The 19,841-nt window shown below is 73.5% G+C and carries 19 protein-coding genes and 1 pseudogene; 7 read left to right on the top strand and 13 right to left on the bottom strand.

Translation table 11 applies throughout. The annotated features are described in order from the left end of the window. Window positions 1-57: 57 nt before the first annotated feature. From ACE101_RS03935 to ACE101_RS03905, 7 genes and pseudogenes are all read left to right on the top strand, one after another. The gene (locus ACE101_RS03935) at window positions 58-816 is read left to right on the top strand and encodes a phosphoadenylyl-sulfate reductase (protein ID WP_379126244.1); all 759 of its coding nucleotides are present in this window, start codon (window positions 58-60) and stop codon (window positions 814-816) included. Continuing rightward, window positions 813-1,748, top strand: coding sequence for a sulfate adenylyltransferase subunit CysD (cysD, locus tag ACE101_RS03930; protein WP_379126243.1), 936 nt, complete (start codon window positions 813-815; stop codon window positions 1,746-1,748). The genes ACE101_RS03935 and cysD overlap by 4 nt, the downstream gene beginning before the upstream one ends. Continuing rightward, a pseudogene (gene cysN / locus ACE101_RS03925) lies at window positions 1,748-3,047 on the top strand (sulfate adenylyltransferase subunit CysN); the annotation flags it as partial. The gene cysD and the pseudogene cysN, both read left to right, overlap by 1 nt. 110 nt (window positions 3,048-3,157) lie before the next feature. After that, on the top strand, window positions 3,158-4,153 hold the full coding sequence (locus ACE101_RS03920; RefSeq protein WP_379138462.1) for a sulfate ABC transporter substrate-binding protein: 996 nt from the start codon (window positions 3,158-3,160) through the stop codon (window positions 4,151-4,153). Then, window positions 4,150-5,028, top strand: coding sequence for a sulfate ABC transporter permease subunit CysT (gene cysT, locus ACE101_RS03915; RefSeq protein WP_379126242.1), 879 nt, complete (start codon window positions 4,150-4,152; stop codon window positions 5,026-5,028). The genes ACE101_RS03920 and cysT overlap by 4 nt, the downstream gene beginning before the upstream one ends. After that, entirely contained in the window at window positions 5,021-5,896 is an 876-nt protein-coding gene (cysW, locus tag ACE101_RS03910) for a sulfate ABC transporter permease subunit CysW (RefSeq protein ID WP_379126241.1), read from the top strand. The genes cysT and cysW overlap by 8 nt, the downstream gene beginning before the upstream one ends. Before the next feature lies 1 nt (window position 5,897). Next, window positions 5,898-7,028 carry a sulfate/molybdate ABC transporter ATP-binding protein gene (locus tag ACE101_RS03905; protein WP_379126240.1) on the top strand — a complete coding sequence of 377 codons (1,131 nt, stop codon included), beginning with the start codon at window positions 5,898-5,900 and terminating at the stop codon, window positions 7,026-7,028. On the opposite strand, the gene ACE101_RS03900 is transcribed toward ACE101_RS03905, so the two are convergent. The 13 genes from ACE101_RS03900 to ACE101_RS03840 form a co-directional block, all read right to left on the bottom strand. After that, window positions 6,991-7,575 carry a PulJ/GspJ family protein gene (locus ACE101_RS03900; RefSeq protein WP_379126239.1) on the bottom strand — a complete coding sequence of 195 codons (585 nt, stop codon included), beginning with the start codon at window positions 7,573-7,575 and terminating at the stop codon, window positions 6,991-6,993. The two genes, ACE101_RS03905 and ACE101_RS03900, sit on opposite strands and share 38 nt — an antisense overlap. Before the next feature lie 155 nt (window positions 7,576-7,730). Then, entirely contained in the window at window positions 7,731-8,192 is a 462-nt protein-coding gene (gene gspG, locus ACE101_RS03895; protein WP_379126238.1) for a type II secretion system major pseudopilin GspG, read from the bottom strand. 53 nt (window positions 8,193-8,245) lie between these two features. Continuing rightward, a complete protein-coding gene (locus ACE101_RS03890; protein ID WP_379126237.1) occupies window positions 8,246-9,463 on the bottom strand; it encodes a type II secretion system F family protein in 1,218 nt (405 codons plus the stop codon). Next, window positions 9,460-10,044: a prepilin peptidase gene (locus ACE101_RS03885; RefSeq protein ID WP_379126236.1), complete on the bottom strand. Its 585-nt coding sequence runs from the start codon at window positions 10,042-10,044 to the stop codon at window positions 9,460-9,462. Before ACE101_RS03885 ends, ACE101_RS03890 begins: the two co-directional genes overlap by 4 nt. A gap of 187 nt (window positions 10,045-10,231) precedes the next feature. Continuing rightward, window positions 10,232-12,535 carry a type II secretion system secretin GspD gene (gene gspD / locus ACE101_RS03880; protein ID WP_379126235.1) on the bottom strand — a complete coding sequence of 768 codons (2,304 nt, stop codon included), beginning with the start codon at window positions 12,533-12,535 and terminating at the stop codon, window positions 10,232-10,234. Window positions 12,536-12,785: 250 nt separating this feature from the next. After that, window positions 12,786-13,397: a hypothetical protein gene (locus ACE101_RS03875; protein WP_379126234.1), complete on the bottom strand. Its 612-nt coding sequence runs from the start codon at window positions 13,395-13,397 to the stop codon at window positions 12,786-12,788. Further along, window positions 13,394-13,957, bottom strand: a complete 564-nt coding sequence (gspM, locus tag ACE101_RS03870; protein ID WP_379126233.1) for a type II secretion system protein GspM — start codon at window positions 13,955-13,957, stop codon at window positions 13,394-13,396. The genes ACE101_RS03875 and gspM overlap by 4 nt, the downstream gene beginning before the upstream one ends. Further along, window positions 13,954-15,024: a PilN domain-containing protein gene (locus ACE101_RS03865; RefSeq protein ID WP_379126232.1), complete on the bottom strand. Its 1,071-nt coding sequence runs from the start codon at window positions 15,022-15,024 to the stop codon at window positions 13,954-13,956. The genes gspM and ACE101_RS03865 overlap by 4 nt, the downstream gene beginning before the upstream one ends. Before the next feature lie 4 nt (window positions 15,025-15,028). Next, the gene (locus ACE101_RS03860) at window positions 15,029-16,648 is read right to left on the bottom strand and encodes a GspE/PulE family protein (RefSeq protein WP_379126231.1); all 1,620 of its coding nucleotides are present in this window, start codon (window positions 16,646-16,648) and stop codon (window positions 15,029-15,031) included. 162 nt (window positions 16,649-16,810) lie between these two features. Further along, window positions 16,811-17,662: a type II secretion system protein GspK gene (locus ACE101_RS03855; protein WP_379126230.1), complete on the bottom strand. Its 852-nt coding sequence runs from the start codon at window positions 17,660-17,662 to the stop codon at window positions 16,811-16,813. Beyond that, window positions 17,659-18,399, bottom strand: coding sequence for a prepilin-type N-terminal cleavage/methylation domain-containing protein (locus ACE101_RS03850; RefSeq protein ID WP_379126229.1), 741 nt, complete (start codon window positions 18,397-18,399; stop codon window positions 17,659-17,661). The genes ACE101_RS03855 and ACE101_RS03850 overlap by 4 nt, the downstream gene beginning before the upstream one ends. Further along, entirely contained in the window at window positions 18,389-18,865 is a 477-nt protein-coding gene (locus tag ACE101_RS03845; RefSeq protein WP_379126227.1) for a hypothetical protein, read from the bottom strand. The genes ACE101_RS03850 and ACE101_RS03845 overlap by 11 nt, the downstream gene beginning before the upstream one ends. A 139-nt stretch (window positions 18,866-19,004) precedes the next feature. Continuing rightward, entirely contained in the window at window positions 19,005-19,778 is a 774-nt protein-coding gene (locus ACE101_RS03840; protein ID WP_379126226.1) for a heme-binding protein, read from the bottom strand. Window positions 19,779-19,841 lie beyond the last annotated feature (63 nt).

Below are 19,841 nucleotides of genomic sequence, written 5' to 3'. Positions count from 1 at the left end.
ACCGTTCGGTATAGCGAACACTTAGCGGATCCGACAAGGCGTTCCCCCACGGATTCCATGACTGAGGCTCTCGACCGTGCGGCGCAGGAGCTCGCTTCCGCGCTCGCTCCCCTCGACATGGCCGCCCGCCTCGCGCTCATCGATGAGCGCGTGGCGGGACGGCTCGTCTTCACCACGAGCTTCGGGCTCGAGGATCAGGCGCTGACGCATTTCCTGCGCATGGCGAAGTCGCGGACGGAGATCGTCACCCTCGATACCGGCCGGCTCTTCCCCGAGACCTACGACGTCTGGACGGAGACCGAGGCCGCCTACGGCTTCCGCATCCGCGCCTACGTGCCCGAGCGCGAGGCCGAGGAGCTTTTCGTGGCCGAGCGGGGCATCAACGGCTTCCGCCAGTCGGTGGAGGCCCGGCAGGCCTGCTGCGGCCTGCGCAAGGTGGTGCCGCTCGGCCGCGCCCTCGACGGCGCCGCGGCCTGGATCACCGGCCTGCGCGCCGGCCAGTCGGCGAACCGCGCGGCCACCCCGCTCGCGGAGGCCGACGCGGCCCGCGGGCTCATCAAGATCAACCCGCTGGCCGACTGGTCGCGGGACGACGTGGCCCACGCGGTCCACGAGAACTTCGTTCCCTACAACGTCCTGCACGACCGGGGCTTTCCGTCGATCGGCTGCGCGCCCTGCACGCGGGCCGTGAAGGTCGGCGAGCCGGAGCGGGCCGGTCGCTGGTGGTGGGAGCAGGAAGCCAAGAAGGAATGCGGATTGCACGTGGGCGGCGCGCCCGGTGCTCCGCAGTCCCGCAAATCGGAGTTGGCCGCATGAGCGCCGCGCTGAAGCACCCCGACGCGGATCTGCCGCGCCTCACCCACCTCCAGCGCCTGGAGGCGGAGAGCATCCACATCATGCGGGAGACGGTCGCCGAGACCGAGAACCCGGTGATGCTCTACTCGATCGGCAAGGACTCGTCCGTCCTGCTGCACCTCGCGCTGAAGGCCTTCGCGCCGGGCCGCCTGCCCTTCCCGCTGCTCCATGTCGACACGACCTGGAAGTTCCGGGAGATGATCGCCTTCCGCGACCAGCGGGCGAAGGACCTCGGCCTCGACCTCCTCGTCCACACCAACCCGGACGGGCTCGCCCGCGGCATCGGGCCGGTGAGCCACGGCTCCGAGGTCCATACCGACGTGATGAAGACGCAGGCCCTGCGGCAGGCCCTCGACAAGTACAAGTTCGACGCGGCCTTCGGCGGCGCGCGGCGCGACGAGGAGGCCTCGCGCGCCAAGGAGCGCATCGTCTCCCTGCGCACGGCGCAGCACCGCTGGGATCCCAAGCGCCAGCGCGCCGAGCCCTGGCACCTCTACAATCTCAAGAAGAAGCGCGGCGAATCCCTGCGCGTCTTCCCGCTCTCGAACTGGACCGAACTCGACATCTGGCTCTACATCGAGCGCGAGAACATCCCGATCGTGCCCCTCTACTACGCCGCCGAGCGCCCGGTGGTGCGGCGCGAGGGGCAGCTGATCATGGTCGATGACGAGCGGCTGCCGCTGGAGCCGGGCGAGACGCCCGAATTGCGCACGGTCCGGTTCCGCACCCTCGGCTGCTACCCGCTCACCGGCGCGGTCGAGAGCGATGCGGCGACCCTGCCGGAGATCATCGGCGAGACGCTGGCCGCCCGCACCTCGGAGCGGCAGGGCCGCGTGATCGACAAGGACGGGGCGGGCGCCATGGAGCGCAAGAAGCAGGAAGGCTATTTCTGATGACGGTGCACCAGTCCACCCGCGCCTTCGGCTACGAGGCGTTTCTCGCGGTCCACCAGCGCAAGGAAGTGCTGCGCTTCATCGCCTGCGGCTCGGTCGACGACGGCAAGTCGACCCTGATCGGGCGCCTGCTGCACGACACCAAGCAGATCTTCGACGATCAGGTGAGCGCGCTGGAGCGCGATTCCCGCCGCCACGGCACGCGCGGCACCGAGATCGACCTCGCGCTCCTCGTGGACGGCCTCCAGGCCGAGCGCGAGCAGGGCATCACCATCGACGTCGCCTACCGGTTCTTCTCGACCGAGCGGCGCTCCTTCATCGTCGCGGACACGCCCGGCCACGAGCAGTACACCCGCAACATGGCGACGGGCGCCTCGACGGCCGACGTCGCGGTGCTGCTGGTGGATGCCCGCAAGGGGCTGAGCCGCCAGACCCGGCGCCACGCCCTCCTCGTCTCGATGCTCGGCATCCGGCGGGTCGTGCTCGCCGTGAACAAGATGGACCTGATCGGCTGGTCGGAGAGCCGGTTCGAGGCGATCGCGGCCGAGTTCCACGATTTCGCCAAGCCCCTCGGCTTCTCCGACGTGACGGCGATCCCGCTCTCGGCGGCGAATGGCGACAACGTCGTGCTGCCGGGCACCGCCGCCGCCTGGTATTCCGGCCCGCCGCTGCTCCAACACCTCGAGGAGGTGCCCGCCCACGTGGAGGAGGAGGTCGCCCCCTTCCGGATGGCGGTGCAGTGGGTGAACCGGCCGAACCTCGATTTCCGCGGCTTCTCGGGCCTGATCGCCTCCGGGCGGGTGGCGCCGGGCGACGCCGTGACGGTGCTGCCCTCCGGCCAGTCCTCGACCATCGCGCGGATCTTCACGGCCGACGGCGACCTCGACGTCGCCATCGCCGGCCAGTCGGTCACGCTGGTGCTGGCGGACGAGCGCGACGCCTCGCGCGGCAGCGTGATCGCGGCGGCGGAGGCCCTGCCGCGGGTCACCGAGCGGCTCGACGTGCGCCTGTTCTGGGCCCGCGAGACGGATCTGACGCCCGGCGCGACGCTCACCGCCAAGGTCGGCACCGTGACGGCGAACGCGGTGGTCGAGCGCATCGTCTCGCGCATCGATCCGGAAACCGGCCTGTCGCAGGGCGCCGACAGCCTCGCCGTCAACGACATCGGCGACGTGGTGCTGACCCTCGACCGTCCGGTGGCGGTGGATGCCTACCGGGACAACCGCGACACCGGGAGCCTGATCCTGATCGACCGCGAGACCACCGATACGGCGGCGCTCGGCCTCGTGCAGGCCCCGCGCGAGGCCGCCCCGGCCGCCCGCAGCGGGACCCCGGGCGAGACGGCGACCGCGCCGCGCGGCGGACTGCTCTCCGGCCTGCGCCGCCTGTTCGGAGGCAAGGCCCTCGCCCTGGTCGCGGGCGCCGCCCTTCTCGGCGGCGCGGCGGCGCCGCGCGCGGCCGACGCGCAGGTGCTGCTCAACGTCTCCTACGATCCGACCCGGGAACTCTACCGGGCGATCGACGCGGCCTTCGCGGCGGAGTGGAAGCAGAAGACCGGCGAGAGCCTGACCGTGCGCGCCTCGCATGGCGGCTCGGGCGCCCAGGCCCGGGCCGTCATCGACGGGCTGCCCGCCGACGTGGTGACGCTGGCCTTGGCGAGCGACATCGACGCCATCGCCGCGCGCTCGAAGAAGATCCCGGCCGACTGGCAGAAGCGCCTGCCCAACAATTCGACGCCCTACACCTCGACCATCGTGTTCCTGGTGCGCAAGGGCAACCCGAAGGGCATCAAGGACTGGAACGACCTGGTGAAGCCGGGCGTCCAGGTGATCACTCCCAACCCGAAGACCTCGGGCGGCGCGCGCTGGAATTACCTCGCGGCCTACGCCTACGGGCTCGCCCAGAACGGCAACGACGACGAGAAGGCCAAGGCCTTCATCACCGCCCTGTTCAAGAACGTGCCGGTGCTCGACACCGGCGCGCGCGGCGCCACCACGACCTTCGTGCAGCGCGGCCTCGGCGACGTGCTGATCGCCTGGGAGAACGAAGCCTTCCTGGCGGACGAGGAATTCGGCAAGGGCAAGTTCGACATCGTCGTGCCCTCGCTCTCGATCCTGGCCGAGCCGCCAGTGGCGCTGGTCGACGGCAACGTCGACCAGAAGGGCACCCGCAAGCAGGCCGAAGCCTACCTGCAATTCCTCTACACGCCGAAGGCGCAAGCGATCATCGCCAAGAACTTCTACCGGCCGCGGGACGAATCCGCCGCCGCCAAGGAGGACCTCGCCCGCTTCCCGAAGCTGAAGCTCGTCACCATCGACGACACCTTCGGCGGCTGGGCCAAGGCGCAGAAGACGCATTTCGATGACGGCGGCGTCTTCGACGCGATCCTGAAGGCCAAGCAGTGAGCACGGCCTCGGCCCTCCCGGCACCGGGCCGCATCGCGGCGCGGCGCCGGTTCCGGCGGCCGAGCGCGCTGCCGGGCTTCCGGCTCACCTTCGGCTTCGCGATCGCCTATCTGAGCCTGCTGGTGCTGATCCCGCTCGCGGTGCTGCTGCTGCGCGCCTCGGCGATCGGCCCGGCCGGCCTGTGGGCCCTGGTGACCGACGCGCGCAACCTCGCGGCCCTCAAGACCTCCTTCGGCATCTCGCTCGCCGCCGCGGCGATCGATTCGGTCTTCGGCCTGCTGATCGCCTGGGTGCTGACCCGCTACCGCTTCCCCGGCCGCCGGCTGATCGACGCCCTCGTCGACCTTCCCTTCGCGCTGCCGACCGCGGTGGCGGGCATCTGCCTCGCGACGCTCTATTCCGGCAACGGCTGGCTCGGCGCGCCCCTCGAAGCGCTCGGCCTCAAGGTCGCCTATACCCCGCTCGGCATCCTGGTGGCACTGGTCTTCGTCGGCCTGCCCTTCTGCGTGCGCACGGTGCAGCCCCTCGTCGCCGAGATCGACAAGTCGAGCGAGGAGGCCGCCGCGATCCTCGGCGCCTCGCGCTTCCGGGCCCTCGTCACGGTGATCCTGCCGCCGCTGATTCCGGCGGTGCTCACCGGCTTCGCCCTCGCCTTCGCGCGGGCGGTCGGCGAGTACGGCTCGGTGATCTTCGTCGCCGGCAACCTGCCCTACGTCTCGGAGATCGCGCCGCTCCTCATCGTGATCAAGCTCGAGGAGTTCAACTACACCGGCGCGACCGCCATCGCGGCGGTGATGCTGCTGATGTCCTTCGGGGCGCTGCTCGCCATCAACCTGATCCAGGATTACAGCCGCCGCAGGTTCGGCCATGTCTGATCCGACGACTTCTGAAACGGCCTCCGCCCGCCCCTCGCCGCTGACGGAGCCCAAGGGCGTGCGCGTCGCGCTCACCCTGGCGGCGGTGACGTTCCTGGCGCTGTTCCTGCTCCTGCCCCTCGCCGTGGTGTTCACGGAAGCACTGAGCCGCGGGCTCGGGACCTATTTCGCCAGTTTCGCGGAGCCCGACGCGCTGGCGGCGGTCCGCCTCACGCTCCTCGTCGCGCTCATCGCCGTGCCGCTCAACGTGGTGTTCGGCATCGCGGCCTCCTGGGCGATCGCCAAGTTCGACTTCCGCGGCCGTAACCTGCTGATCACCCTGATCGACCTGCCCTTCTCGGTCTCGCCCGTCGTGGCGGGGCTGATCTACGTGCTGATCTTCGGCTCCCAGGGCCTGCTCGGGCCGTTCCTGCAGCGCCACGGCATCGAGATCATCTTCGCGGTGCCGGGCATCGTGATGGCGACGGTGTTCGTCACCTTCCCGTTCGTGGCCCGGGAGCTGATCCCGCTGATGCAGGACCAGGGCACCACCGACGAGGAAGCCGCGTTGACCCTCGGCGCGAGTCCGTGGCGGGTGTTCCGCACGGTGACGCTGCCCAACATCCGCTGGGCGCTGCTCTACGGCGTCCTCTTGTGCAACGCCCGGGCGATGGGGGAGTTCGGCGCCGTCTCGGTGGTGTCGGGACGGATCCGGGGCCTCACCAACACCATGCCGCTCCACGTCGAGATCCTGTACAATGAATACAACTACGTCGCGGCTTTCGGGATCGCCTCTCTCCTGGCTCTCCTGGCCCTCGTCACCCTGGCGGGAAAGAGCTTCCTCGAATGGCGCCACGCGGATTCCCTCGCTGGCCGGGGAGCGCACTGAGATGGTGGCAGGCACCGTGGACGCCCTCACCGCCCCCCATGCCCGCGCGCGCAGCGGGGAGGCCACGGCCGCCCGCTCGGTGAGCAGCGCGGGCACCGAGGTGCGCGTCGAGGGCGTGGCGAAGAGCTTCAGCGGCGGCGGGCCGGCCGCCCTCGAAGGGGTGAGCCTCACCATCGCACCCGGCGAGCTGCTCGCCCTGCTCGGCCCCTCGGGCTCCGGCAAGACCACGCTCCTGCGGGTGATCGCGGGCCTGGAGATCCCGGATGCCGGCCGGGTGTTCTTCGGCGCGCGCGACACCACCGACGTGCCGGTGCAGCGGCGCGGCGTCGGCTTCGTGTTCCAGCACTACGCCCTGTTCCGCCACCTCACGGTGTTCGAGAACATCGCCTACGGCCTGCGCTCGCGCGAGCGCAGCCGACGCCCGCCCGAGGCGGAGATCCGGCGCCGGGTCGGCCACCTCCTCGACCTCGTGCAGCTGCCGACGCTCGCCGCGCGCTATCCGGGCCAGCTCTCGGGTGGCCAGCGCCAGCGCGTGGCCCTCGCCCGGGCGCTCGCGGTGGAGCCCTCGGTGCTGCTCCTCGACGAGCCCTTCGGCGCCCTCGACGCGCAGGTGCGCAAGGACCTGCGCCGCTGGCTGCGGGAGATCCACCGGGAGACCGGCCAGACCACGATCTTCGTGACGCACGACCAGGACGAGGCCCTCGAACTCGCCGACCGCATCGCGATCCTCAACCGGGGCCGCATCGAGCAGGTCGGCGCGCCGCACGAGGTGCAGGACGACCCGGCCTCGCGCTTCGTGATGTCCTTCGTGGGCGAGACCGCGCGGATCGCCGCCGAGGTGACGGGCGGGCGCGTCCTCGTGGACGGCCGCCCGACGCTTGCCGCCGAGCCGGGCTGGCCGGAGGGGCCGGTGGATCTCTGCCTGCGGCCCTGGCACCTCTCGGTGGCGGAGGGCCCGGCCTCGCTCTACGGCACGGTGCGCGAGTGGCGCCGCACCGCCCGCGGGACGGTGGCGGAGATCCAGCTCGACGGCGCCGAGGGCGCGGTCGAGGTGACGGTGACCGAGGTCTACCGCAAGGGCGACCGGGTGGCGCTCAGCGCGAGCGAGGCCCGGGTGTTCCCGCGCGGTTGACCGGCCCGTCCTCGACGGGGCAGAGCCGGATCGTCTCGATCGTCAGGCTGCCCCGGCCGCTCGCGACCTCGATGCGCTGCCGCCGGGGCACCCAGCGGATCGGCGGCTCCTGAGGCGCCTGCTGCGCGGTGCCCGGCCCCGGCGGTGCGGGAGCGGCCGGCGTCCTGGCGTCGGGATCCGGGAGCGGGTCGGGCAGCGGCAGCGTCACGGGCGAGAGGCGCACCGTGAAGGCGCGGCCATCCTCCGCCGTGCCGCTCCAGCCGCCGGCCTGGGTCTGCGCGAGGTTGACCGGTCGGGCGAGGAGCGAGCGGGCGACGCGCTCGGCCGCGACCCGGTCGTCGATCCAGAGCCAGCCGAGGCGCGACTGGATCACCCCCCGCTGCACCGCGAGGCCGAGCATCGCCACGATGGCGAGCGCCGTCAGCGCCTCGACCAGGGTGAAGCCCGCGCGGCTGCGCGGGCCGCGCCCGCGATCCGGCGCGTCGGGGCGGCCCTGGAGCCCGACCCGGTCCTCATGCCGCGGCGGCGCGAAGCGCCCGCGAAGCACCCCTGGCCCCTGCCCCCGCACATCCGATGACCGGATCGCCGTCGCGGCCTGCGTCGAGGCTCCCTCGGAGCACCTCGGCATGAGGGGCGGCGCGGGTTCCGGACCCCGGACGGCGCCGGACGACCTCGATCGCATCCCCGCCCGCGGCACCCCGCTCACTCGCGGCCGATCGCGCTGCCGCTGCCGCGCTGCCCGTCGGGTCCAAGCGAGATGATCGCGTAGGGGCCGGCCTTGCCGGGCGCGCGATACTCGTAGGGGCGGCCCCAAGGGTCGGCCGGCACGGTATTCTGCTTCAGGTAGGGACCGCCCCAGCTCTCGGCGGCGGCCGGGCGCTGCACCAGGGCCTGCAAGCCCTCGCTCGTGGAGGGATAGCGCCCGTTGTCGAGGAAGAAGAGATCGAGCGCCGAGGCGAAGGATTCGATCTGCAGCTTCGCCGTGCGCTCGCGCGAACTCGACAGGTAGCCGAGCACCCGCGGACCGGCGAGCCCCATCACCAAGCCGAGGATCACCAGCACGACGAGCAGTTCCACGAGGGTGAAGCCGCCCCGCGCGTCGCGCATCCGCGCCGCGGGCGGGCGGGCGGGCGGGATCCGGCGCCGGAGGCTGGTGATCATCATGGCAGGGACCCATCGGGTGCGGAGTGGCGTGTCGACCGGTGTCATGGCGGACCCTAGGTGAGCAGATCGTTGATGCTCATCAGCGCCGTCATCACGGAGATGATCAGCCACGCGATCAGGAGGCTCACCAGCACCATCACGGCGGGACCGACGACGGCGATCAGGCGGCCGAGCGCCGCCTCGAGCTTGGTCTCGTAGAATTCCGCGACCCGTCCGGCGCTATCGGGCAATTCGCCCGCCTCCTCGCCGACCCGGAGCATCTGGACCACGTGGCGCGGGAAGAGCCGGCCCTGGCCGAGGGCCTCCGACAGGCGTTGGCCCTGGCGCACGTCGGCAATGATCCGGTCGATTTCCGGTCCCGCTCCGGGCAGGCGCACGACGCCGCGGATCAGCCGCAGGGCGGTCGAGATGTCGACGCCGCCACCGACCAGGATCGCCAGCGTCCGGCAGAAGGTCACGGTGAATTCGTGCGACAGCAGCGGGCCGGTGACCGGCAGGCGGGCGAGGAGGCCGAGCCACAAGCCGCGCTCGCGCCCGAGCCGGGCGACCGCCAGCCCGCCCCCGAGCAGGGCCGCGATCCCGATCACGATCAGGTCGAGATGCGCGTTCACCGCCGCCGACAGGTTGAAGACGAACAACGCGGAGGGGTCGATGCGGTCCCGGAAGCCCTGCAGGGCGACCTCGAATTTCGGGATCAGGTAGATCAGCACGAAGGCCAGCACGCCGAGGGCGGCGACGACGAGGAAGAGCGGGTAGGCGATGGCCGAGACGAAGCGGCGGCGCAGCGCCTCGCCGCGCCGGCGCTCCGCCGCGAGGCTGGTGAGCGCCTGTTCCAGCCGCCCTGCGGCCTCGGCGACCTCCACCATCTTGCGGTAGATCGGCGGGAACAGGCGGGGATGGCGGGCCACCGCCTGGGACAGGCTGCGGCCCTGGCTGAGCGAGAGGTGCAGGTCGCGCAGCACCCGCACCAGCCAGCGCCGCGAATCGAGCTGCGCCAGGATCATCAAGGCATCCGTGAGGGCGACGCCGCCGCGCAGGAGCATGGCCAGATCGAGGGTCATCGCCGTGATGTCGTCGGGCTGCGGCTCCGGGGTCAGGAGGTCGCGCCAGCCCCGCGCCGCCCCCGCCGGCCCCCGGGCCGTGGCGGCGAGCGGCGTGAAGCCCGCCTGATCGAGCTGCGCGATCACCTCGGCCCTGGTCTCGGCCTCGATCGTGCCGGTCAGCATCCGGCCGGCCGTGTCGAGGGCGCGGTACTCGAAGGTGGTGCTCACGGCAGCACGCCCCCGGCGAGCGCGCCCCAGGCCCAGACGGCGAGCAGGGCCGGGCCGAGGAAGGCCCCGAAGGGCAGCCGGTCGGCGGATCCGAGCGGGCGCGGGTGCAGGCGGCTCAGGCCCACGGCGGCAAGCCCGGCGAGGCTGGCCGCGAGGAGCGCCCAGGCGAAGCCGTCGAGACCGGCGACGCAGCCGCCCGCCGCCGCGAGCTTCACGTCGCCCAGGCCGATGCCGTCATGACCGCGGCGCCGGTAATAGGCCTCGCGCACGAGCCAGAGGCCGCCGCCGCAGACGAGAGCGTCGATGCCGAGCGCCAGGGCCGCGGCTCCGGGCTCCTCCCCGCTCAGCCGCGCCACGGCGCCGACGAGCCCGATGGCCGCGACCGCCCCGTCGGCGATGGTGAGGCTCGCGACGTCCTGCCAGACGATCTGGGCCACGGCCACCGCGAGGGCGAGGCCGAGCGCGAGCGAGAGCAGCGGGCCGGGGCCGAGCCAGAGGGCGGGCGCGAGCGCGGCGGCGACCAGGGGCAGGACGAGGCGGCCGGCCCGCTCGGCGGGGCAGACGGCGATGGCGGCGGTCATCGGCGGGACCAGGGGCGGGTTTCGGTCGAACGGTCCCCCACGCCACAGGACGGGGGGCGATGGGGCCGGCCCGGAACCCGGCGGCCGGCTGGCGGCGCTTCGGTCCCCAGGGGGGCGGTCCCGGCCGCGCCGCCGCCTGACGGAAGCCGGGCTCGGCCGAGGATCGATGCCGCCACGGCCGCCGTCCCTACGGCTTGTAGACCGGCGCGCGGGCGCCGCGGCGCACGCCCGAATCGAGGATCTGGCCGCGGTAATCCTCCGCCACGCGCTGCGCGTCGCGGCCGTTGCGGACCACGACGGGGCGGATGAAGACGACGAGTTCCGTCCGCTCGGCGGCGTTGTCCGTCGAACTGAACAGGCGGCCCACCTCGGGGATGCGGCTGAGGAACGGGATGCCGTCGCGCTCGCGCTGGCGCTTGTCGCTGATCAGGCCGGCGAGGAGCACGGTCTGGCCGTTCGCCACCGAGATCGTGCTCGCCACCCGGCGCTTGGAGATGGTCGGCGTCAGGGTGTCGGAGCCGGCGACCACCGCGGAGATCTCCTGCTCGATCTGCATGGTGACCGCGTCGTTCTGGCCGATGCGCGGGATCACGTTGAGGATGATGCCGGTATCGCGGAACTCCACCTGGTTGATGAGCGGCGCGTTGACGATCTCGACGCTCTGCGCCTGCCGGGTGGTGATCGGCACCGAATCGCCCACCTGCAGGGTCGCGGGCTGGTTCTCCAGGACGACCAGGGACGGGGAGGAGAGCACCTTCACGTCCGTGAAGCCGTCGAGCGCCGAGATCACCACGTCCGGCCCGGAATAGCCGCCGACCAGGAAGTTGAACCCGGCCGCGGGTTTCAGCACGTTGGTGGCACTCGTCGCCGCCGCGCTCACGAGGCCGAAGGAGCCCTTGTTCTTGCCGAGCCCGATGCGGCTGCTGTCGAGGAAGTACTGGACCCCGTATTTGAGCTGATCGTTCAGCCGCACCTCGGCGATGGTGACGTTGACGGCCACCTGCGCGGGCGTGGCGTCGAGGCGGCGCAGGGCGGCGTAGATCTTCTTGTAGGTGTCGCCGTCCGCGTAGGTGACGACCGCATTGTTGGCCGGATCGGCGCTGATGGCGACGCCGCGGCCGCGGGCGCCGGGCTGCGTCGTCAGGTCGATCATGGCGCTGTTCATGCCGGGACCCGGGGCGTCGGCGGGGCCGGCGGGGACCGCATCGCCGAAGGCCGAGGCGAAGCGCGCCCGCAGCAGATCCGTGCCGTTGCCGCCGCCCTGCGGCTGGGCGCCCCCACCGAAGCCGGAGCCGCCCGGAGAGGAGAGCCCGCCGCCTCCGAAGCCGCCGCCCCCGCCGAGCCCGGAGCCGGCGGCGCCCTGGCCGCCGAGCCCGCCCGCCCCCGACCCGAGCCCGGCCCGGTTCTGCTGCTGCTGCGCGAGCCCCCCCATCGCGCCGCTCTGGCCGTTGCCGAACAGGCCGTTGACCACCCGGGCGAGTTCGCGCGCGTCGCGGTAGCGCGCCTTGTAGACGAAGACGTTCTCCTCCGCCGCCTCGCTGGTGTTGTCGAGCTTGCGGATGAAGGTCTCGGCCCGGCGGATCAGGGCCGGGTTCTTCGACAGGACCAGCACCGAGCGCAGGCGCGCCACCGGCTTGAACTGGATCAGGCCGGAGCCGGCGCCGTTCTCGGCGGTGTCGAAGAGCTGCGCGAGTTCGGCCACCACCGCCTCGGGCCGGGTGCGGCGCAGCTCGAACAGGCTGACCGACTGACCGCGCATCCAGTCCCCGTCGAGGGAGAGGATCGCGCTCACCGCCTCCTGCCGCTTGGTGCCGGGCCCCTTCAGCACGATGGTGTTGCGGGCGATGTCGAACCGCACCCCCTCGGCTTCGGTGACGAAGCCCGAGACGAGGCGCGACATCACGGCGGCCGAGACGTAGCGCAGCGGCACGACGGAGACGCCGTAGCCGGCCTGCGTCCCCGCTCCGAACTGCACCGAGCCCGCTCCCAGCGCGGTGGGGGCGATGAGGTAGCCGCCGCCGTTGCGGGTGAGCGCGAGGCCCTGGCTGGCGAGCAGGCTCTCGATGGCGCCCAGCATCTCGGCCCGGGTCAGGGGACGCGGCGAGGAGATGGTGATCTGGCCCGAGATGTCCGCGCCGAGGCTGTAGCTGAGCCCCAGCGTCTCGGTGAGTACCGTGCGCAGCACGTCCTTGATGTCGGCCCGCTCGAAATTGAGCCGGTAGGTGCCCTCCCCGCCCGGGCCGTTGCCGACCTCGAGCGGCTCGTTGAGGTCGATGGGCAGGCCGGCCGTCGCCTCCACCGGCTCGGCCGGGAAATGGTAGCTGCGCCCCGGCGCGGCGTCGCGGGGCATGAGACCGCCCTCGCGCGCCGCCCTGGCATCACGGGTCGGCCGCGCGCTCAGATCGACCCCCATCGTCGGCCCGGCCAGCGTCGCCCGCGACAGGTCCTCCGCCCGCACGGAGCCGAAGATCCCCATAAGGCCGGCAATCAACAGCGCTCCGGAGCCGATGCGCGCAACGTGCATGAGAGTTCGATCCGAAGTGCGTCGGTCGGAGCGTAGGCAGGGCTGATCAGGGAGTCAAATTCATTTCTGAATGTTAAGACTTACGATGAAGCACTGTGCCCAGACCGCCACGCAACATGGAAATAGAGTCCGCGTTACGACCAGATGAACCAGCCGGCATCATGATTGCCGGACCAGCATAGGCCGTGGCCGGGTGGGCGCGACGGCCGGCCCGGACTCAGCGCGGGAGAGCGGAGGCCCCGGACATCATCGGACGAACCGGTGATGCGGTGCCGAAGGGCGCAGCGACGGAGCCCGGAGCCGCCTCCTTGGCGAAGATCTGGTAATCCTGCTCGCGATCGCCGTCGCGCAGCAGGATGCCGCCCGCCTCGATCCGGACGACCTCCCACGCCTCGATCCGGTCGCCGACCCGCACGGTCCGGGTCCGCTCGCCCATCTCGCCGCGCAGGAGCGCGAGCGGCCGGTCGATGCCCTCGACGATGCCGACGAGGCGCAGTTGCGGCGGGGGGCTCGGCGGAGGAGGCGGGGCTTCGATCACCGGCGCGGCCTCCACCGCGGCGGCGACGCTCACCGGCGGCGGGCGGCGGGTGGCCGAGAACAGGGGCCGCGCGCGGGCGGGCCGGCCCGCCTCGGCCGGCGCCGGCCCGGTCGGAGCCGAGGGGCCGACCGTGGGGCTAGCCGTGGCTGCCGGAGCGGGCGCCGCTGCCGGTGGCGGCGCGGTGCCGGGAAACAGCATCGCGCCGATGGAGCCGGCCTGCGCGGCGGCGGCCGTGGCGCTGCCGGCGAGCAGGGCGAGTCCGGTGAGGAGCGGGGCGACGCGGAGGCTCACGGCCGCTCCTCCGGCCGGTAGCCGCGCACGGCGAGGCCGACCCGCAGGAGCGGATCGTCCTCGGCGGTGGTGCCGCGGGCCTGCGCCGGGCGCATGGTCAGGCCCTCGATGGTGAGGAGGGGCCGGGCGCCCTCCAGGGCCTCCAGCAGATCGACGAGACCGGGATTGCGGCTCTCCAGGGTGAGGCGGGCGAGCAGGCTCAGCGGATCGGCCGGCTGCGGCTCGTCCTCGATCTGCACCTCGACGAGGCGCCCGCCGGCCTTCGCCACGAGATCGGCGAGGCGGGTCTGCAACTCGGCGCGGGCGAGGCTCGGGCTTCCCGTGGACAGGAACAGGGACGCGGTCTCGACCGGTGCGGCGGCCGGCGACTGGGCGAGGCCGCGCACCCGGGCCTCCAGCCGGGCGAGCTGCGCGCCGCGCTCCGTCGCCGCCTCCGCGGCCTGCATCCAGCGCACGGTGTTCCCGGCGGCGAGCGCCAGCAGCAGGCAGGGCCCGCCGAGGAACAGGGCCAGGGCGGCCGGCCACAGCCAGCGCCGGGAGAGGAGGCCGGTCTCGCTCACGGGGATCCTCCCGGCGCGGCGGGAGCGCCGCGGGAGGCGGCGAGATCGAACAGGTCCCGCCCCTCCCCGTCGCGCACCACTGGGGCGGCGAAGCGCACGCCCGCGAGACCCGCCTGCCCTTCGAGCCGGCCGACGAGGGCGGGCGCATCCCCGGAGCGCCCGGCGAGCCGGAGCTTGCCCGGGCCGATCTCCAATTCGCGCAGCACGGTGTGGTCCGGCAGCGCCTCGCTGAGCCTGTCGAGGAGGGGGCCGACCCCGTCCTCGGGACGGTGGGCGGCGAGCAGCGCCTGCGCGCGGCCCGCCCGCGGGGCAGCGCGCGCCTGCACCCGGCGCTGCAGGGCGCCCAGGCGCTCGTCGATGGCGGCCAGCTCCGCCTCCGCCGAGGCCGCGAGCCAGCCCGTGACCGCGACCGCGAGGGCCAGGACCGCGAAGGCCGCCCCGATCGCGGAGCCGAGGCGCCGGCGCAGGCGCGGATCGCCGGCCCCCGCCCGACCCCCATAGAGATCGATGGCGAGGGGCGCCGCGAGCGGCTCCTCCGCGCTCCCCAGAGCGGTCGGGACGAGGCCCGCCGCCTCGAGCCGGGCGAGATGCGGGGCGATGCGCTCCCGGGCCGTGACGAGGAGATCGACCGTCAGCTCGGCCTCGGTGCCGGAAGGTGGCGCGGCCCTGAAGCCGTAGAGCACCCGCTCGGGCTGCCAGGGGGTGAGGCGTTCGAGGCGGTGCTCGATGATCGGCCGCAGATAGGCCCGCCCCGCCTCCGGCACGGCGAGCGAGCGGCGCAGGAAGAGGCCGGGGGGCAGCCGGGCTTCGAGGGCGCCGCCGCGCAGGCGCTCCGGCGCGCGCTCCCCGGGCCCGAGCCGGGCGAGCAAAGTCGCCGCGCCGCCGCGCGCCACGCCGTAGAGGAGGAGGGCCTCGGCCTCGACCACGACCACCCGCCGCGCCCCCTGGAGGCGGCCGAACCAGGGCGCGAGCCGGGCCGCCGTCGCGTCGAGCATCGCGCCGAGGATCGGCCCGACGGGACCGAGGGAGGGCCCGGAGAGCCGGGCCCGGAACGGGAGGAGCGCCATCGCCCTAGCCCGTCAGCCGCATCACCTCGTCGAGCGAGGTGAGGCCCCGGGCGGCCTTGGCGAGGCCGTCCTCCAGCATGGTGCGCATCCCGGCGCCGCGGGCGACGCGCAGGAGCGCCAGGGGATCGGGCTCCCGGCGGATGAGGCCGGTCAGGTCGTCGGTCACCGGCATGATCTCGAAGACGCCGATCCGGCCGCGGAAGCCGCTGCCGCCGCAATGCGGGCAGCCGACCGGCCGGTGGATCCGCGGGGCCTCCGGGCGCTCGAAGCCGCGGCGGCGGCAGATCGCATCGAGCGCCTCCTCGCCCGCGGGATCGGGCGTCCGGCAGCGCTCGCACAGGCGCCGCACCAGCCGCTGGCCGATCACGCCGCGCAGGGACGAGGCGATCAGGTAGGGCTCGACCCCCATATCCGCGAGGCGGATGACCGCGTCCGGGGCGCTGTTGGTGTGGAGCGTCGTCAGCACGAGGTGGCCGGTGAGGGCCGCCTGGATGCCGATCGCGGCCGTCTCCCGGTCGCGCATCTCGCCGACCATGATCACGTCGGGGTCGTGGCGCAGGAAGGAGCGCAGCGCGCTCGCGAAGGTGAGGCCGATCGCCGGCTTGACCTGGGTCTGGTGGATGCCCGGGATCTGGTACTCGATCGGATCCTCGACGGTCACGATCTTGCGGGCAGGATCGTTGAGGAGCGAGATCGCGGTGGCGAGGGTCGTCGTCTTGCCGCTGCCGGTCGGCCCGGTGACGATGATGAGGCCGTGCGGCTCCGCCAGGATCCGCTCCAGAGCCTGCTGATCCCGCGGCGTGAGGCCGACCCGGCCGAAATCGAGCAGGCGCGTGTCCTTGAGCAGGATGCGCAGCACCGCCGTCTCGCCGTAGAGGGTCGGCATCACGGCGACGCGCAGATCCGCCTCGCCGCCGCGCACCTGCACGGTGGTGCGGCCGTCCTGCGGCAGGCGCCGCTCGGCGATGTCGAGCCCGGCCAGGATCTTGACCCGAGAGATGATCGCCGGCGCCATGTCCCGCGGCAGGGCCTGCTGGAGGCGCAGCCGGCCGTCGATGCGGAAGCGGACCTTCAGGTCCTCCCGCCCGGTCTCGAGGTGGATGTCGGTGGCGCCGGTCTCCACCGCCCGCTCCAGCAGCGCGTCGATCGCCCGCACGATCGGGGCACCGCGGGCGAGATCCTGCAGGGCCTCGACGTCGTCGGCGAGGCCGAGATCGTTGCGCGCCGGCCGGGCGCCCGCCTCCGGCTCCGCATCGGCCGCGTGGCCGCGGGCGAGGAGGTCGGTGATCTCCTCGAAGGAGAGGATGCCGAGGCTGGGCTCCGCGCCAAGCGCCAGACCCACCGCCTGGATGGCCTCGCCGTTGCCCGGATCGGCGACGAGCAGCAGCGGCCCGTCCGGTCCCGCGACCGGGTACAGGAAGGCATCGCGCAGGAAGCGGCGGGACAGCCCGGCGGTCAGGTCCGTGAGCGCCGCCACGGCGTCGCGGTCGAAACGAGGCAGGCCGTGATGGGCGGCGAGGGCGTCGGCGAGTTCGCCCGCGGCCATCCGGCCCTCGCGCCACGCGGCCTCGGGGCCGTCGAGCGGCGTCGCATCGCGCGCGACGGATCGTTCCAGCGCCCCCACGGACCACCCCCCCGGCCAGTCCTTCCGGACGGCTTGCCGAATTCCTCGCCCGCGGCCCGAGGGAAGTCCATGACAGATGCGGGACCATCGCCCCGAAGCAACGGGCCGGACTTCAGAAACAGCGCGCCTGTGTCGCGGGCATCACAGGGAGATCCGGCGAGCTCAGTCGCTCCACTCCGTCAGGAAATACGGCGCCTCGTCCGGCGGCGCGCGGATCAGCACGACGCTCGCCGCCCGCCGCGCGGCGGGGCGCTCGGCCTCGACGCGCAGGCGAAAGGCCCGGCCCGGCCGGGCGGTGACGAAGGAGGCGGCCGGCCCGGTGACGATCCGCGCCACCTGCTCGGCGGCCTGGGCGGGCGGCAGCCGGCGCAGGGCCGCGACGCCCGCGAGCATCTGCGGCGTGGCGCCGGGCAGCCCGAGGAGCACGGCGTCGGACGCCGCGAGCGGGTTCACCTTGCCCGAGGGGTTGTGGACGGTGAGGAGTTCGGACAGGCGCCCGATCTCCTCCGCCGTCAGGCCCGGGATCCAGCGCAGGTCGCCGACCGTGCGGAAGCCGTCCCGCTTGGGAATCGGGGCCGCGCCGTCCGCGCCGCGGGAGGCGCGCGCGGCGGGCGGGGGCTCGTTGCGCGTGCGCCACGCCACCGCCGCGGCGGCGAAGGCGGCGGGCGGCAGGCTGCGCAGGCCGGCGGCCTGGGCGGCGGCGGCAAGGAGCAGCGGATCGGACCAGTTGAGATCGATCCGGCCGGCCTCGTCGCTCGCGGCGATCCGCACCGTGCCGTCGTCGAGGCGGATCTCGCCCGCGATGCGGTCGGGGGGCAGTCGCAGGCCGATGAGCTGATGGGCGGCAAGTTCGATTCCCGCCCGGACGAGGGCGTCGAGCCGCAGCAGGTCCGAGGCGGTGCGCAGCCCGTCATGGGCGCCGCGCGTGAGCAGGGCGACGCCGCCCGCGAGGCTCGCGAGCAGGGCGAGCACGCCGAGCGTCGCGACGAGGATGAAGCCGTCCCGGCCCCTCATCGCCGCACCTGATAGGGCAGGTTCCCGAGGATCGTGCCGAGGGCGGGGGCGTCGTCGTCCGAGGGCGGCGCCGTGCGCTCGTCGAAGCGGCTGCAGGGGGCTTTGCGGGGCGACAGGCAGCCGGGCTCGGCCCCGATGCGGAGGGGCACGCGCAGGCTGGAGCGGATCGCGCCCGTGCGCGGGTCGGTGAGCGCGAGGCGCACCGCCTCCGGCATGGCATCGACCGCCGGCCAGTCGTCGGTGAGGATCTCGGGGCGCCGCGGCGTGCCCGGGGTCACGTAGGCGAAATGCAGGACGGCGCCCCCGACCGGCAGCCTTTGCGTGGCGCCGAAGCTCGCCGGCATCCCGTCGCGCCGGCGCGGATCGAAGGCGCCCTCGCGCCACAGCAGCACGCCGCCGCCGGCCTCGGCGATGCTGCGGATCTCGACCACCCGCGGCGCCTCCCCCTCCCCCCGGTCCAAGGCGAAGAGCAGCGTGTCGCGGGTGCCCGCGAAGACGAAGCGGGGCTCGGGCCCGGCCCAGCGCAGGCGCTGCGCCCGCTCGATCGCCCGGGCGAGGGTGTCGAGGCTCTGCCCCACGACCTCGCGCTCCTGGGATCCGGCGGCCACGCGGTCGGCCTGCCGGGTCATGAGGAAGACGAAGGAGGAGAGCGCGACCAGGGTTGCGGCGGCGATCGCCAGCGTCGCCAGCACCTCCAGGAGGGAGAAGCCGCCGGACCGGTCGCGTTCACCGGACACGGGCGTCCTCGCGCGTCACGGTCACGGCCCCGGTCAGGCCGTCGATCGCGACGGCCACCGCGCCGGAGGTCCGGCCCGCCAGGAGGATGCGCCCGCCCGAGGCGCTGCCGTCCGGCGCGAAGCGGATCGCCGGCGCGGCGCTGCGCAGCACGAAGGCCGGCGGCACGGTCACCGCGCCGTTCGCGGCGCCGGAGCGGACCGTGCCGCCGAGCGGGTCGATCGCGGTGCTCACGCTCTGCTGCGCCCGGCGGGCCGCGTCGCGGTCGCGGCGCAGGAGCACGGCGATCTCATGCGCCTTGAGCCCGAGGCGCGCCGGCCCGTCGAAGGGGCGGGAGCGGGGCAGCGCGAGCGCCGCCAGCAGGGCGAGGATGCCGAAGGCCAGGACCAGTTCCAGCAGGACGAAGCCGCCGGCGCGGTCCCGCGCGCCGGCCCGGCCCGGATTTCCCCTGCGGCACGCTGCGGACATCGACACGATCCGGACCTCGCCCCGGAGCACCGGCCTCGGGCCGCGCCACCCTCTCCGATTCTCGTCCGGGAGGCCAGCGGTCGCCCCCAAACCGGGCAGAGGCCGGAAGGCGGCGCGGGCCGCCTCCCGGCGCCGAGGCTTACGAGTTCGGCGGGAAGGTCGCGCCCTGCGTGCCGGCGTCGTTCGGGCAGCGCGGATGGCCGCCGGTCTGGGGCGTGGCGTTGTTGACGAAGGTCAGCTTGTCGGTGCCCGGCCCGACCGCGCCGAGGATGACGCGGGCGCGCCACGCCACGGAGTGGTCGGCACAGGCGGTGTCGCCCGACACGCCGATGGCGCCGACCTTGGTGTTGCCCTGGTAGAGGGCGAGCCCGCCGCCGAAGGTGATCGTGCCGCCGACGCGCTGGGTCACCAGCGGATCGTTCGGGGTGCCGAAGGTGGCGTAGTCCCCCGCATAGACGAGGCTGCTCTCCACGTTGCCGCCTTCGAGCCCGTAGAGCGGGTTGCCGCCGCTCGGCGCCGGCTGCACGAAGCCGTAGAGCTGCGCCGTCGAGAGCGGGCCCTTCGGCAGGTTGAGGCTGAACGCGTTCGCCGTGTAGGCCTTGGCGGCGGCGATCTGCCGGCTGCCGAGCCACTGCGACTCGCGGAACGGCCCGGAATGCGCCACGGCGCAGACCTGGCCGGCCACGTTCACGATGACCGCCCAGAAGTCGTTGTCGAGGCCGGTGGAATCCTCCTGGGCAGCCCGCCGGATGACGTATTGCAGCGTCGGCTGATCGAAGGGGCAGGAGGCCTGGAGCGGGCTCGGGGCCGGAGCGGGCTGCGCGGCCGCCTCCTGCCCGAACGCGAGGCCGCCCAGAAGCGCCCCGCCGACGGCCGCCGCCATCGCGCGGCGCGAGTTCATGGTTGGTGTCATCGATTGCATCCCCACTTGGTGCCTCCCCCCGAACCGCAGCGCTCGATTCGTTGCCGTTCAAGC

The organism is Methylobacterium carpenticola (assembly GCF_042748905.1).
Taxonomy (GTDB): Bacteria; Pseudomonadota; Alphaproteobacteria; order Rhizobiales; family Beijerinckiaceae; genus Methylobacterium; species Methylobacterium carpenticola.
Note: the sequence above shows the minus strand (reverse complement) of the source record. Positions and strands in the feature narration are given on the sequence as shown.